Source organism: Streptomyces sp. NPDC059906, assembly GCF_042730645.1.
GTDB classification, from domain to species: domain Bacteria; phylum Actinomycetota; class Actinomycetes; order Streptomycetales; family Streptomycetaceae; genus Streptomyces; species Streptomyces rubrogriseus.
Genome location: NZ_JBHWKU010000004.1, coordinates 1 through 14,215, shown reverse-complemented (window position 1 = coordinate 14,215; position 14,215 = coordinate 1). Strand labels below are relative to the sequence as shown.

Here is a 14,215-nt window from a genome sequence, read left to right as displayed (position 1 = left end):
TGGCGACGCCGGAGGGTCAGTGGTGGCCGTGGCCGCTCGTGATCTCCTTGTACTCCTCGACGGTCGGCTTCGGAATCTGCGACTCCTCGCCGTAGTACGACTCGCTGAGCTTGGCACGGAGCTTCTGCGTGCCGCTCACCTTGCGCTCGACGCCGTTCTCGTCGACCGTCGGGCCGATCTCGGCCGGCGCGTACTGCTCGTGCGCCGTGAGCGTGTGCAGCTGCTCCTGGCTGAGCGGCTCGTGCACCTCGATGAACTCACCGTGCGGCAGGCGCTTGATGATGCCGGACTCGCGACCGTGCAGCACCTTGTCCTTGTCCCGGCGCTGGAGGCCCAGGCAGATCCGCTTGGTGGCGATGAAGGCGACGACCGGTCCGACGAAGAACGCGATGCGGACGAACCAGGTGATCGCGTTGATCGACAGGTGGAAGTGCGTGGCCCACAGGTCGTTGCCGCCACCGATGAGCAGCACGAAGTACACGGTCAGCCAGGCGACACCGAAGGCGGTACGGGTCGGGGCGTTGCGCGGGCGGTCCAGGATGTGGTGCTCGCGCTTGTCGCCGGTGACCCAGGACTCGATGAACGGATAGACCGCGATCGCCGCCAGGACCAGCGGGAAGATCATCAACGGGATCAGTACGCCCAGGACGAGTGTGTGGCCCCAGGCGTTGATCTCCCAGCCTGGCATCACCCGGATCAGGCCCTCGGAGAAGCCCATGTACCAGTCCGGCTGGGCGCCGGTGGAGACCTGGTCGGGCCGGTAGGGCCCGATGGCCCAGATCGGGTTGATCGTGGCGATGGCCGACACGATGGAGATCACACCGAAGACCAGGAAGAAGAAGCCTCCGGCCTTCGCCGTGTACACCGGCAGCAGCGGCATGCCGACGACGTTCTTGTTGGTCTTGCCGGGACCCGCGAACTGCGTGTGCTTGTGGTAGAAGACCAGGATCAGGTGGCCCACCAGCAGCCCGAGCATGATGCCCGGCAGCAGCAGGATGTGGATCGAGTAGAACCGGGACACGAAGTCGTGGCCGGGGAACTCGCCGCCGAACAGGAAGAACGAGATGTACGTGCCGACGATCGGCACGGACAGGATCGCGCCCTCCATGAAGCGGATACCGGTGCCCGAGAGCAGGTCGTCCGGGAGCGAGTAACCGGTGAAGCCGGTGAACATGCCGAGGACGAGCAGCAGGAAGCCGAACAGCCAGTTGACCTCGCGCGGCTTGCGGAACGCGCCGGTGAAGAAGACGCGCATCATGTGCACGAACATGCCGGCCAGGAAGATCAGCGCGGCCCAGTGGTGGATCTGCCGGATCAGCAGACCGCCGCGGACGTCGAAGCTGATGTCCAGCGTGGAGGCGTAGGCCTCACTCATCAGCTGGCCCTGCAGCGGCACGTACGAGCCGTGGTACTCGACCTCGGCCATCGACGGGTGGAAGAACAGCGTCAGGTACACACCCGTGAGGATGATGATGATGAAGCTGTAGAGGCAGACCTCACCCAGCATGAACGACCAGTGGTCGGGGAAGATCTTGCGCATGTTGGCCTTGGCCAGGGAGTAGATCCCCAGCCGGCCGTCGGCCCAGTCGGCGACGCGCTCGCCGGCCGGTGCCTTCCCGCGCGAGCGGGACGGTTCGTTTGCTGCAGTACTCATCCGCGCTCCCAGTAAGCAGGACCGACGGGCTCCTCGAAGTCGCCGAGCGCTTCGAGGTAACCCTCGTCGTTCACGCCGATGCGCAGCTGCGGCAGGGCGTGACCGGCGGGACCGAAGATGACCCGGGCACCGTCGGCAAGGTCGAAGGTGGACTGGTGGCAGGGGCAGAGCGCGTGGTGCGTCTGCTGCTCGTACAGGGAGATCGGGCAACCGACGTGGGTGCAGATCTTCGAGTACGCCACGATGCCCTCGTGCGACCACTCGAGCTCGCGCTTGTCCTTGATGGAGTCCGGCTCCAGCCGGATGATCATCAGGGCGGCCTTGGCGATCTCGTTCTGGAAGTCCTCGTCGTGCTCCTCCAGGCCCTCGGGCATGGCGAAGGTGAGCGAGCCCACCGCGACGTCGGAGGGACGCAGCGGCTCGTTGGTGTTCATGTTGACGAGGAGCTTGCCCTTGGACCACAGGGTGTGGCGGAGCTTGGTCCCGGGCAGCGGACCGAGGTCGCGCAGCAGGACGACGCCGGAGAGCGGCACCAGGGTGAGCGCGCCCAGCATCGTGTTGCGGATCAGCTTGCGGCGCCCGATCACGGACTCCTTGGCGCCCTGCTTGAAGTCCGCGTGGACCTTGGCACGGACCTCGGGGGACGCCGCGATCGGGTGGCGCTCGTCGGCGACCTCCTCGTCGGACATCAGGGTGCGGGCCCAGTGGACCGCGCCGGCGCCGATGGCGAACAGCGCGACGCCGAGCGTCATGCCGAGCGCGAAGTTCAGCGCACTGATGTGACCGAGCGGGAAGATGTAGACCGACTTGTCGACGTCGATCGCCACGAAGGCGGCGATGAAGGCGACGGTGGCCAGCATCGACAGCGTGAACAGCAGGGCGACCGTGCGCTCGGACCGCTTGGCGGCCCGCTCGTCGACGTCCTGGACCCGCGGTTCGTGGGGCGGCAGACCCGGGTCGGCGAACGGGTTGGTCTCGTCCGCGGGCCGGGCGGCCGCGCCGTGCGGGCGGTCCTGCTCTGCCGGCAGGTTCTCTTCTGGAATGTCTTGGCTACTCATGACTTCTTGGCCTTTGCGGTCCGAGCGGCGACCCAGACGGCGACGGCGATCAGCGCGCCCAGTCCGAACACCCAGGCGAACAGGCCCTCACTGACCGGGCCGAGTCCGCCGAGGCTGAGACCACCGGGGCTCTCGGTGTCGTCACCGTTGACCGCGTCCAGGTAGGCGATGATGTCCTTCTTGTTCTGCTCCGACAGCGTGGTGTCGGGGAAGGAGGGCATGTTCTGCGGGCCGGTCTGCATGGCCTCGTAGATGTGCTTCGGGTCGACACCCTCGAGGCTCGGCGCGTACTTGCCGTGCGTCAGGGCGCCGCCCTTGCCGGTGAAGTTGTGGCACTGCGCGCAGTTGGTGCGGAACAGCTCACCACCCTTGGCGATGTCCGCGCCCTCGGGGCCGTACTTCTCCTCCGAGGGGATCGCCGGACCGGCACCCAGCGACGCGATGTAGGCCGCGAGCTGGTCGATCTCCGCCTGGGAGTAGATGACCTTCTTCTTCGGGACCTGCGCGCCGGGCTGCTGGGCCGGCATGCGGCCGGTGCCCACCTGGAAGTCGACGGCCGCGGCGCCCACGCCGACCAGGCTCGGACCGTCGCTGGTGCCCTGCCCTCCGGTGCCGTGGCAACTGGCACAGCCGACGGCGTAGAGCTTCTTGCCCTCGTCGATGGCGAGGGACTGGGCGGATTCATCGGCCTGCGCCTTGCTCGCGGGTGCGAACGCGGCGTACAGCCCCCCTGTGCATGCCAGCGCGAGGAGTAGGACGACGAGGGCCGCCAGCGGATGGCGTCGTCGTGCGGAGAGCTTTTTCACGGATTACCCCGGTGTCAGGATCTTCTGCGTCGATGCTGTCGATGCTTCTGGTGTTGCGCGGGTGCGCGCCGCGACTACTTGATCAGGTAGATCGTGGCGAACAGGCCGATCCAGACCACATCGACGAAGTGCCAGTAGTAGGACACGACGATGGCGGCGGTCGCCTGCTCGTGGGTGAACCTCCGGGCCGCGTAGGTGCGGCCGAGGACAAACAGGAAGGCGATCAGTCCGCCCGTCACGTGCAGTCCGTGGAAGCCGGTGGTCAGGTAGAACGCCGAGCCGTACGGGTCGGACGACAGCGAGATGCCGTCGTGCTTGACCAGCTCGGTGTACTCGAACACCTGACCGCCGATGAAGATCGCACCCATCACGAAGGTGACGATGAACCACATCCGGAGCTTCTTCACGTCACCGCGCTCGGCCGCGAACACGCCGAGCTGGCAGGTGAGGGAGGAGAGCACCAGGATCGTGGTGTTCGTCGCGGAGAACGGGATGTTCAGCGCGTCGGCCTTCTCGGACCAGAAGTCCGGGCCGGTCACCGATCGCAGGGTGAAGTACATCGCGAAGAGGGCCGCGAAGAACATCAGCTCGGAACTCAACCAGATGATGGTTCCGACGCTGGTGAGGTTCGGCCGGTTGACCGACGGGTGCGCGTGCCCGGTTTCTACTGTCGTTGCTGTCGCCACGACCGACATTATGTCGGTCGCTTATCCCGCCCTCACCCCGGGGGGTGCCGTTCGGTGTGTTCCCCCTGCTTGTACGGCCCGGATGGCCCATCGAACGGCCCGTCGAAGCCCTGTCCGAACCAGTGCTGACGGGACGTTCGAGGGAGTAGCATCCGCCCCAACGGGCTACGACAGCCTTCACCGGTCTCACCGCGTATCGGAGGAAGCATGCAGGCGACCGCCACGGTGCTGGTCTACAGCGACGACTCCAACACCCGCGAACAGGTGCGGCTCGCGACCGGCCGCCGGCCGGCTCCGGACGTGCCCGTGGTCGAGTTCGTGGAGTGCGCCACCCCGGCCGCCGTGCTCAAGGAGCTGGACCGGGGCGGGATCGACGTCTGCGTGCTGGACGGCGAGGCCGTGCCCATGGGCGGCATGGGCATGTGCCGCCAGATCAAGGACGAGGTCTTCCAGTGCCCGCCGGTGCTGCTGCTCATCGCGCGGCCGCAGGACGCGTGGCTGGCGACCTGGAGCCGGGCGGAGGCGGCGGTGACGTTGCCGGTGGAGCCGGTGGAGTTCGCGGGGGCGCTGGCCGCGCTGCTGCGGGAGAAGAGGCTGCAGGGGGTCTAGGGGCGCCTTGGAGCTCGGGGGTACGGGTTTCATGGCGAGTGCCGCGCCGTCGTGGCTTGTCGCGCAGTTCCCCGCGCCCCTGGGAGCCTCACACAACCGTCGGGCGTAGACGTGCCGTGTCCTGGCTGTTTGACGCGTTGCCGGTGCCCGTCAGGGCGCTGCCGGTGCGCCACTTGGTCCAGTCCATGTTCCAGTCGCCGAAGCCGTTGCCGAAGGGTTCCATCGTTTCGCCGCCGGAGTTGACGACCTCGACGAGGTCGCCCTCCTGGACGTTCTTGAAGAACCACTCCGCGCTGTCGGTGCTCATGCCGACGCAGCCGTGGCTGACGTTGGCGATGCCCTGGGAGCCGACGGACCAGGGGGCGGCGTGCACGTACTCGCCGCTCCAGGTCACCCGGGTGGCCCAGTAGACCGGCAGGTCGTACGACTCCGAGGAGCCCTCGGCGATGCCGACGGTGCTGCTGCGCATGCGTACGAAGGATTCCTTGCCGAGCACGACCTTGACGCCGTTGCGGGTCTCGAAGCCGGGCTTGCCGGTGGTGACCGGGATCTCCCGGATCGCCTCGCCGTCCTTGAAGACCGTCAGCGTGTGCGCGGCGGCGTCGGTGACGGCCACCACGCGGTCGTCCGTGGTGATCTTCAGGGGCTTGGCCTTGCCGCCCCACATCCGGTCGCCGATCTTGATGCCGTCCAGGGTGCTGCGGACCTCGATGGTGGCGTGGGCGGGCCAGTACTCCTGGGGCCGGTAGTGGAGCTTCTTGTCGTCCACCCAGTACCAGGCGCCCCGCACCGCGGGGGTGGAGTCGACCTTCAGGGCGCGCTCCACTATGGCCCGCTGGGCCGGGTCCTTGACCGGCTGGCTCAGCTCGGCCGTGACGGGCTGACCGACGCCGTACGCGCCCGCCTTGGGCCCGAAGGTGACGTCCAGGGTCTTCTTCGCACCGGGCTTGCCGGTCTCGAAGGTGAGCACCTTGCGGCCGGGCGCGCCGTCGCCGTCCTCGGTGCTGACCCGCACCGTGTAGCTGGCGTTGGCCGCCAGCGGCGAGGTGCTGTGCCAGCGGGCGCCGTCGGCGGACAGCTCGCCCGCGACGTGGCGTCCGGTCGCGTCCACGGCTGTGACGTCCGTGATGCGCCCGTCGGCGCCCTCGGCGACCACCTCCAGGGGTTTGTCCGGGTCGGCCTTCTTCCCGGCGTCCGTGGGGCCGTTGAAGGAGATCTGGCCGGCCGCGTCGTAGGGCGTGGCGGACAGCGGGTTGTCGTCGTCGCCGAGGCAGGCGGTGCCGCTCGCGCCGAGGGCGATCACCAGCAGGGTGCAGCCGACGACCGTACGCCCCCGCGCCTGGAAGTGTGCCGTGTTGCTCATGGCCTCACGCTAGGGAGAGACGTCAACGGCGGCGCGGTGGGTAAGCCGGAAGGGTGAGAGGCCGTACGGCCAGACGAAGGGGCCCGGACGCTCCTGACGGAGTGTCCGGGCCCCTTCGTGCTCGACGCGTGCTACTGGGTCCGCGTGCTACTGGGTGCGGTTCTCACCGCGGTAGTACTCGAAGACCCAGCCGAACAGGCCGACCAGGATCACCGGTGCCGAGAAGTACATGATCCACCAGCCGACGGCGATGCTCAGGAAGGCGAGCGCGCCGCCGAAACCGAGCGCCAGCGGCTGCCAGCTGTGCGGGCTGAAGAAGCCGACCTCGCCGGCGTCGTCCGCGACGTCCGCCTCCAGGTTGTCCTGCGCACCGACGTCGACCCGCCGCGCCGTGAAGGCGAGGTAGAAGCCGATCATGATGGCCAGGCCGAAGGCCAGGAAGAGCGCCGTGGTGCCGGCCGGCTCCTTGGACCAGTAGCCGTAGACGACCGCCACGGCGAGGATGAAGACGCTCAGCCAGATGAAGAGCTTGCCCTGGATCTTCACTTCCCGGCCTCCTTGCCGCCGGCGAGGGCCTTCTCACCGTGGCCGACGTTCTCCAGCTGGTCGATCGCGGAGATCTCGGGGTGGTGGAGGTCGAAGGCGGGCGATTCACTGCGGATGCGCGGCAGCGTGAGGAAGTTGTGCCGCGGCGGCGGGCAGGAGGTCGCCCACTCCAGCGAACGGCCGTAGCCCCACGGGTCGTCCACCTCGATCTTCTTGCCGTACTTGGCGGTCTTCCAGATGTTGTAGAAGAACGGCAGTATCGACATACCGAGCAGGAACGAGCTGATCGACGAGATCGTGTTCAGGGCGGTGAAGCCGTCGGCTGCCAGGTAGTCGGCGTAGCGGCGCGGCATGCCCTCGGCGCCCAGCCAGTGCTGGACCAGGAACGTGCCGTGGAAGCCGACGAACAGCGTCCAGAAGGTGATCTTGCCCAGGCGCTCGTCCAGCATCTTGCCGGTGAACTTCGGCCACCAGAAGTGGAAGCCGGCGAACATCGCGAACACCACGGTGCCGAAGACCACGTAGTGGAAGTGCGCCACCACGAAGTACGAGTCCGAGACGTGGAAGTCCAGCGGCGGCGAGGCGAGGATGACGCCGGTCAGACCACCGAAGAGGAAGGTGATCAGGAAGCCGACGGACCAGAGCATCGGTGTCTCGAAGGACAACGAGCCCTTCCACATGGTGCCCAGCCAGTTGAAGAACTTCACACCGGTCGGGACCGCGATCAGGAAGGTCATGAAGGAGAAGAACGGCAATAGCACGCCGCCCGTGACGTACATGTGGTGGGCCCACACCGTCACCGACAGGCCCGCGATCGCGATCGTCGCGCCGATCAGACCCATGTAGCCGAACATCGGCTTGCGGGAGAAGACCGGGATGATCTCACTGACGATGCCGAAGAACGGCAGCGCGATGATGTACACCTCTGGATGCCCGAAGAACCAGAACAGGTGTTGCCACAACAAGGCTCCGCCGTTGGACGCGTCGAAGATGTGGGCACCGAACTTGCGGTCGGCCTCCAGCGCGAACAGGGCCGCGGCCAGCACCGGGAAGGCCAGCAGGACCAGCACCGCGGTCAGCAGCACGTTCCAGGTGAAGATCGGCATGCGGAACATGGTCATGCCCGGCGCGCGCATGCAGATGATCGTGGTGATGAAGTTGACCGAGCCGAGGATGGTGCCGAAGCCGGAGAAGGCCAGACCCATGATCCACAGGTCACCGCCGATGCCGGGCGAGTGCACCGCGTCGGACAGCGGCGAGTAGGCGAACCAGCCGAAGTCGGCCGCGCCCTGCGGGGTCAGGAACCCGCCCACCGCGATGGTCGAGCCGAACAGGTACAGCCAGTAGGCGAACATGTTCAGCCGGGGGAACGCCACGTCGGGCGCGCCGATCTGCAGCGGCATGATCCAGTTCGTGAAGCCCGCGAACAGCGGCGTCGCGAACATCAGCAGCATGATCGTGCCGTGCATCGTGAACGCCTGGTTGAACTGCTCGTTCGACATGATCTGCAGACCGGGTCGAGCCAGCTCGGCGCGCATGAAGAGCGCCATGACGCCGCCGATCACGAAGAACGCGAACGACGTCACCAGATACAGCGTGCCGATGGTCTTGTGGTCCGTGGTCGTCAACCACTTGATGACCACGTTGCCGGGCTGCTTGCGCCGTGCCGGCAGCTCGTTCTCGTACGAGTCCTCCGCTGCCGAGGCACCCTGGGGTTCGTTGAGGATGCTCACAGGTTGTTCGTCTCCCGGTTCTTCTCGTGGCTCGTCTGAGCGATGCCCGCGGGAACGTAACCGGTCTGCCCCTTCTTCGCGAGGTCCTGGAGGTGCTGCTCGTAGCGCTCCGGGGAGACGACCTTGACGTTGAACAGCATCCGGGAGTGGTCCACGCCGCACAGTTCGGCGCACTTGCCCAGGAAGGTCCCCTCCTTGTTGGGGGTCACCTCGAAGGCGTTGGTGTGGCCCGGAATCACGTCCTGCTTCATGAGGAACGGCACCACCCAGAAGGAGTGGATGACGTCACGCGAGGTCAGGACGAAGCGGACCGTCTTGCCCTTGGGGAGCCAGAGGGTCGGGCCGGGGTTGCCGGTCTGCGGGTTCTCCGTACCGGGGGTACCGCAGTCGTAGACACCGCCGGCGTCGGCCGGGAAGTCCTCGATGAACCGGTCCGGGATGCCGGCCAGTTCCTTGGAGGTCTTGGCGTCGCCGGTGGAGCCCGGGACGTCCTCGATGTGGTTGAAGCACCAGCTCCACTGGAAGCCGACCACGTTGACCGTGAGGTCGGGCTTCTTGTTGAGGCTCATGAGATCGGACTCGTCACGCGCGGTGAAGTAGAACAGCACCGAGACGATGACGAGCGGAACCATGGTGTACAGCGCCTCGATGGGCAGGTTGTACCTGGTCTGCGGAGGGACCTCGACCTTGGTGCGGCTGCGCCGGTGGAAGAAGACACTCCACAGGATCAGGCCCCACACCAGCACGCCGGTGGCCAGCGCGGCTGCCCATGAGCCCTGCCACAGGGAGAGGATCCGCGGAGCCTCTTCCGTGGTGGGGGTGGGCATGCCGAGGCGGGGGAAGTCCTCGTATGTGCAACCGGTGGCGGTCGCCAGGACCAGGCCCGCGGTCAGTGCCTGCAGCAGCTTCCGCCGCATCGGGCGCCGCGGCGAGCGGTCGGAGCCGTTGGGACTCACGTAGCGCCTTCCCGAGAGTCTCGCCCGCGCGGTTGGCTGCGGCCTGCCTTCTCGCTGGTCGGTCGCCGCCCTGCGTCGGGCAGGGGTTTGATGTTTATGCGGACCAAACCCTAGCCGACGCCCTCCGGGGGGTCGCGGGGAGGGTGGCATACGCGCCGGGGGTCACTCTTTAAGGGTGGGATGGGGTGCCTACGGAGGTGGGGGCGGGGGTTGTTCGGCGGCTGACGGTTCGTCGTGGCTTGTCGCGCCGTTCCCCGCGCCCCTTTGGGGCGCTTCCTCACCGGACGTCATAGCGTTGGCGTGTGGCTTACTTCGACGCTGCTTCCGCCGCTCCCCTTCATCCCGTCGCGCGACAGGCGCTGTTGGCGTCTCTTGACGAGGGGTGGGCCGATCCTGCTCGGTTGTACCGGGAGGGGCGGCGGGCGCGGTTGCTGCTCGATGCCGCCCGGGAGGCGACGGCCGAGTGTGTGGGGTGCCGGCCGGACGAGTTGGTGTTCACTCCTTCGGGGACGCGGGCGGTGCATTCGGGGGTGGCGGGGGCGCTGGCCGGGCGCCGGCGCGTCGGATCGCACCTGATCGTGTCAGCGGTCGAACACTCCTCCGTACTGCACGCGGCCGAGGCGCACGAGGCCCGCGGCGGGAGTGTCACGCAGGTACCGGTCGACCGGGCGGGCGCGGTGGATCCGGCGGCGTACGCGGCGGCCCTGGGCGAGGACACGGCGCTGGCCTGTCTCCAGTCGGCCAACCACGAGGTGGGCACCGAGCAGCCGGTGTCCCGGGTGGCGGAGGCCTGCCGGGCCGCCGGTGTGCCGCTGCTGGTGGACGCGGCCCAGTCGCTGGGCTGGGGCCGGGTCGAGGGCGACTGGTCGTTGCTGACGGGCAGCGCCCACAAGTGGGGCGGACCCTCGGGGGTGGGACTGCTCGCCGTACGCAAGGGTGTCCGGTTCGCGCCCCAAGGGCCCGGCGACGAGCGGGAGTCGGGGCGGGCACCCGGCTTCGAGAACCTGCCGGCGATCGTGGCCGCCGCGGCGTCGCTGCGGGCGGTGCGGGCCGAGGCGGCGGCGGAGGCGGCGCGGCTGCGGGAGCTGACGGAGCGGATCCGGACTCGGGTGCCGGGTCTGGTGCCGGACGTGGAGGTGGTCGGCGATCCCTCGCGGCGGCTGCCCGGGATCGTCACCTTCTCGTGTCTCTATGTCGACGGGGAGACCCTGCTGCACGAGCTGGACCGCGCCGGTTTCTCCGTGTCGTCCGGTTCGTCCTGCACCAGCAGCACGCTGACACCGAGCCACGTCCTGAAGGCGATGGGCGTGCTCACCGAGGGCAACGTCCGGGTGTCGCTGCCGCCGGGCACGGCCGCCGAGGACGTCGAGCGGTTCCTGGAGGTGCTGCCGGGCACGGTGGCCGCGGTGCGCGAGAAGCTGGGGGCGCCGGCCGCGACGGAGAACGTCCGCGCGGCCGGCCCCGACCTCGTCGTGGACGCGCTGGGCCGGCGCTGCCCCATTCCGGTGATCGAACTGGCCAAGGTCATCGGCGACGTCCCCGTCGGCGGCATCGTCCGCGTCCTCTCCGACGACGAGGCCGCCCGCCTGGACATCCCGGCGTGGTGCGAAATGCGGGGCCAGGAGTACGTGGGCGAGGAAAAGGCGGACAAGGGAAGCGCGTACTTGGTCCGCCGGGTCAGCTGACGCCCCTGAGGGGCGCGGGGAACTGCGCGACAAACCCCAACGCACCCGCACACGACACCGCACGTCAAGGGGCTCCCCCGTAGTCGCCCCCGGTTTCAGCCCAGGTGCGCCTGAACCTCCCCCGCGGCCTCGTCCCCGTACGCCTTCGTGAACCGCTCCATGAAGTGCCCGCGCCGCAACTGGTACTCCTGCGTACCGACCGTCTCGATGACGAGGGTCGCCAGCATGCACCCGACCTGCGCGGCCCGCTCCAGCGAGACCCCCCACGCCAGTCCCGACAGGAACCCCGCGCGGAAGGCGTCGCCGACGCCCGTGGGGTCGGCCTTGCGCTCCTCGTCGGGGACGCCGACCTCGATGGTCTCGCCGCCTGCCCGCTCGATGCGCACGCCCCGCGCACCGAGGGTGGTGACGCGGTGGCCGACCCGGTCGAGGATCTCGGCGTCGCTCCAGCCGGTCTTGGTCTCGATGAGCCCCTTCTCGTACTCGTTGGAGAAGAGGTAGGTCGCCCCGTCCAGCAGTATCCGGATCTCGTCGCCGTTCATCCGGGCGATCTGCTGGGAGAAGTCGGCGGCGAAGGGGATGGACCGGGCACGGCACTCCTCGGTGTGCCGGAGCATCGCCTCCGGGTCGTCCGCGCCGATGGAGACCAGGTCCAGGCCGCCCACCCGGTCGGCGACGGTCTTCAGCTCGATGAGGCGGGCCTCGCTCATCGCGCCCGTGTAGAAGGAGCCGATCTGGTTGTGGTCGGCGTCGGTGGTGCAGACGAAGCGGGCGGTGTGCAGGGTCTCGGAGATACGGACCGAGTCGGTGTCGACGCCGTGCCGGTCGAGCCAGGCCCGGTACTCGTCGAAGTCCGAGCCGGCCGCGCCGACCAGGACCGGACGGGTGCCGAGCTGACCCATGCCGAAGGCGATGTTCGCGGCTACGCCGCCCCGGCGTACGTCCAGCTGGTCGACCAGGAAGGAGAGCGAGACCGTGTGCAGCTGGTCCGCGACGAGCTGGTCCGAGAAGCGGCCGGGGAAGGTCATGAGGTGGTCGGTGGCGATGGAGCCGGTGACTGCGATGCGCACGGCGTGGACTCTCTCCTGCGGGGAGGCGGGTTGACGGTTCACGCTACCCGGCGCCGCCGCCAGGCTGAAGCAGGCGAAACTACCCGGTAGTACAACTTTCTTCGCGGCACGGGACGTGCCTACGGTTCTGTTATGACGAACCTGAGGACCGTCGACCCCGCCCCGGCCGACCTGGACGGCGACCTGGCGTCGCTGCGCGGTGACTGCGCCCGGATGACTCCGCGCTGGTCGGCGCCCGTCGGCGCCTCCGTCCGGCCGGTGCCGCTCGCCCTCATCCACGGCGTCCGGGTGCCGTCGGCCTCGGCCCGGTTGCTGGACGCGATGTCCGACTACGGCGACTGAGGTCCGCCGGGCGGCCGCGCGGCCGTTCGGGCGACGCCCGCCGTCACCGGGAACCGGATCCCGCCCCACCGCGTCCCATCGCTGTCCCCAGTAACAGCCGAAGGAGCGATGCGGTGAACACCGAGCGACCCGACAACGACGACGCCGCCCACGAGGCCGGCGGCGGGCGTCCCGCGCGGCGGCGCCCCGGGGCGGTCGCGGTCGCGTCGGTCGCCGCCGCCGTGCTGCTGCTGGGGGGCGGCGGCGCCTACCTGGCCACCTCCGCCACCGGGGACGACGCGGACGGCGGTACGGCGTCCGGGGCCCCGGGCGACGACACTCCCCCGCCGCTCCCCCTCGACGACCACGGGGCGTCGTCCCCGGAGGGCGGCTCGAACGGCATCGCGCCGGGCGAGCCCGACCCGTACGGCGTCACCTACCGCGCCGACGGGCCGCTCCCCGAGGGCCCCGGCTCGGCGCCCGTGTACCGGGCGAAGGGCGAGGTCACCGAGGCCGAGGTGGCCCGCCTCGCCGAGGCGCTGGGCGTCGAGGGCGCGCCCCGCACCCAGGGCGAGGCGTGGAAGGCCGGCAACGACGGGGACGGTTCCGGGCCGCTGCTCACGGTGAGCCGTCGGGCGCCGGGCACCTGGACCTTCCACCGCTACACGCCCGGCACCGACAACTGCAAGAAGGGGCCGGTCTGCAAGGTCCCCTCCGCCGACGGGAACCCGGTGGGCGAGGCGGCCGCGAAGAAGGCGGCGGCACCGGTGCTGAAGGCGCTGGGCCAGGACGACGCCAAGCTCGACGCGAGCCAGGTGGTGGGCGCCGGACGGGCCGTGAACGCGGAACCCGAGGTGGGCGGGCTGCCCTCGTACGGCTGGACGACGGGGATCGTCGTCGGGGGGCAGGGCGAGGTGGTCGGCGGCAGCGGCCGGCTGAAGGCACCGGTCAAGGGGGACACGTACCCCGTCCTGAACGCGCAGGAGACGCTGGCGCTGCTGAACGCGCCGGGTGCCGGGTCCGGGGCGGACGCCGGTGGTGCCGGGGGCATCGGCGGCTGCGCGAGTCCCGTACCGCACCAGGACGGGGCGGACACGCCCTGCGGGCCGCCGACCGGCACTCCGGAGCAGCCCGGGGCGGAGAAGAGGCAGACCGCCACGGTCGAGGACGCGGTGTTCGGGCTGGCCGCGCATCCGGTGCGGGGGCAGCAGACGCTGGTGCCGTCCTGGCTGTTCGAGGTGCGGGCGCCGGGGGCGCGGGACACGGTGACGGTCACCTATCCCGCGGTCGAGCCGAGGTTCCTGACCACGGCGTCCCCCGCCACGCCGCCCACCTCCCCGTCGGCCCCGGACGAGCCGACCGCCGGGCCCGGGGAGCCGCGGGACGTCCGCGTGAGCGGCTACACGGCCGCCGACGGCGAGCTGACCGTGCACTTCACGGGCGGAGTGTGCTCCGACTACGACGCGAAGGCGAAGGCGAAGGAGAGCGACGGGAAGGTGACCGTCACGGTGACCGAGACCCCGCATCCGGACCGGGTCTGCATCCTGATCGCCAAGGAGTACGAGCGGACGGTGCCGCTCGACGAGCCGCTCGGCGACCGGACGGTCGTCGGCTCGGACGGCGAGGACGTCCCGGTGCACAAGCCGGGCGCGCGGCTGCCGGCCCCGTCCGGGGGCCGGTGACACCCACGACGTGACAGAGCAGAAGGGCGGCGGCCCGGGGATGGAC

Annotated in this window: 13 protein-coding genes; 4 read left to right on the top strand and 9 right to left on the bottom strand. The window is 69.4% G+C overall.

Translation table 11 applies throughout. From position 1 onward, the window contains the following. Positions 1-16 precede the first annotated feature (16 nt). From ACFV9J_RS07770 to ACFV9J_RS07755, 4 genes are all read right to left on the bottom strand, one after another. A complete protein-coding gene (locus tag ACFV9J_RS07770; protein ID WP_385351396.1) occupies positions 17-1,654 on the bottom strand; it encodes a cytochrome bc complex cytochrome b subunit in 1,638 nt (545 codons plus the stop codon). Continuing rightward, positions 1,651-2,712 carry a Rieske 2Fe-2S domain-containing protein gene (locus ACFV9J_RS07765; RefSeq protein ID WP_385351393.1) on the bottom strand — a complete coding sequence of 354 codons (1,062 nt, stop codon included), beginning with the start codon at positions 2,710-2,712 and terminating at the stop codon, positions 1,651-1,653. The genes ACFV9J_RS07770 and ACFV9J_RS07765 overlap by 4 nt, the downstream gene beginning before the upstream one ends. Continuing rightward, on the bottom strand, positions 2,709-3,518 hold the full coding sequence (locus tag ACFV9J_RS07760) for a c-type cytochrome (protein WP_003976665.1): 810 nt from the start codon (positions 3,516-3,518) through the stop codon (positions 2,709-2,711). Before ACFV9J_RS07760 ends, ACFV9J_RS07765 begins: the two co-directional genes overlap by 4 nt. Positions 3,519-3,592: 74 nt before the next feature. Then, on the bottom strand, positions 3,593-4,213 hold the full coding sequence (locus tag ACFV9J_RS07755; protein WP_385351388.1) for a heme-copper oxidase subunit III: 621 nt from the start codon (positions 4,211-4,213) through the stop codon (positions 3,593-3,595). Between the two features lie 198 nt (positions 4,214-4,411). On the opposite strand from ACFV9J_RS07755, the gene ACFV9J_RS07750 reads away from it, so the two are divergent. Continuing rightward, positions 4,412-4,813, top strand: coding sequence for a hypothetical protein (locus ACFV9J_RS07750; RefSeq protein WP_109031780.1), 402 nt, complete (start codon positions 4,412-4,414; stop codon positions 4,811-4,813). Positions 4,814-4,901: 88 nt separating this feature from the next. Here ACFV9J_RS07750 and ACFV9J_RS07745 read toward each other — a convergent pair whose 3' ends face one another. The 4 genes from ACFV9J_RS07745 to coxB all read right to left on the bottom strand — a co-directional run bounded on the left by ACFV9J_RS07745 (position 4,902) and on the right by coxB (position 9,411). Beyond that, the gene (locus ACFV9J_RS07745) at positions 4,902-6,176 is read right to left on the bottom strand and encodes an Ig-like domain-containing protein (protein WP_385351385.1); all 1,275 of its coding nucleotides are present in this window, start codon (positions 6,174-6,176) and stop codon (positions 4,902-4,904) included. 147 nt (positions 6,177-6,323) lie between these two features. Further along, the gene (locus tag ACFV9J_RS07740) at positions 6,324-6,722 is read right to left on the bottom strand and encodes a cytochrome c oxidase subunit 4 (protein WP_385351383.1); all 399 of its coding nucleotides are present in this window, start codon (positions 6,720-6,722) and stop codon (positions 6,324-6,326) included. Further along, positions 6,719-8,455: a cytochrome c oxidase subunit I gene (gene ctaD / locus ACFV9J_RS07735; RefSeq protein WP_385351380.1), complete on the bottom strand. Its 1,737-nt coding sequence runs from the start codon at positions 8,453-8,455 to the stop codon at positions 6,719-6,721. Before ctaD ends, ACFV9J_RS07740 begins: the two co-directional genes overlap by 4 nt. After that, positions 8,452-9,411, bottom strand: coding sequence for a cytochrome c oxidase subunit II (gene coxB, locus ACFV9J_RS07730; RefSeq protein ID WP_271158602.1), 960 nt, complete (start codon positions 9,409-9,411; stop codon positions 8,452-8,454). The genes ctaD and coxB overlap by 4 nt, the downstream gene beginning before the upstream one ends. Before the next feature lie 302 nt (positions 9,412-9,713). Between coxB and ACFV9J_RS07725 the strand changes: the two genes are divergently transcribed. Next, complete coding sequence (locus ACFV9J_RS07725) at positions 9,714-11,096, top strand: cysteine desulfurase/sulfurtransferase TusA family protein (protein ID WP_385351376.1); 1,383 nt, start codon at positions 9,714-9,716, stop codon at positions 11,094-11,096. 95 nt (positions 11,097-11,191) lie between these two features. On the opposite strand, the gene ACFV9J_RS07720 is transcribed toward ACFV9J_RS07725, so the two are convergent. Next, the gene (locus ACFV9J_RS07720) at positions 11,192-12,166 is read right to left on the bottom strand and encodes a carbohydrate kinase family protein (RefSeq protein ID WP_016326033.1); all 975 of its coding nucleotides are present in this window, start codon (positions 12,164-12,166) and stop codon (positions 11,192-11,194) included. Between the two features lie 132 nt (positions 12,167-12,298). Between ACFV9J_RS07720 and ACFV9J_RS07715 the strand changes: the two genes are divergently transcribed. After that, the gene (locus ACFV9J_RS07715) at positions 12,299-12,508 is read left to right on the top strand and encodes a hypothetical protein (RefSeq protein ID WP_385351372.1); all 210 of its coding nucleotides are present in this window, start codon (positions 12,299-12,301) and stop codon (positions 12,506-12,508) included. Between the two features lie 113 nt (positions 12,509-12,621). Beyond that, positions 12,622-14,169, top strand: coding sequence for a hypothetical protein (locus ACFV9J_RS07710; protein ID WP_385351369.1), 1,548 nt, complete (start codon positions 12,622-12,624; stop codon positions 14,167-14,169). The last annotated feature ends 46 nt before the right edge of the window (positions 14,170-14,215 follow it).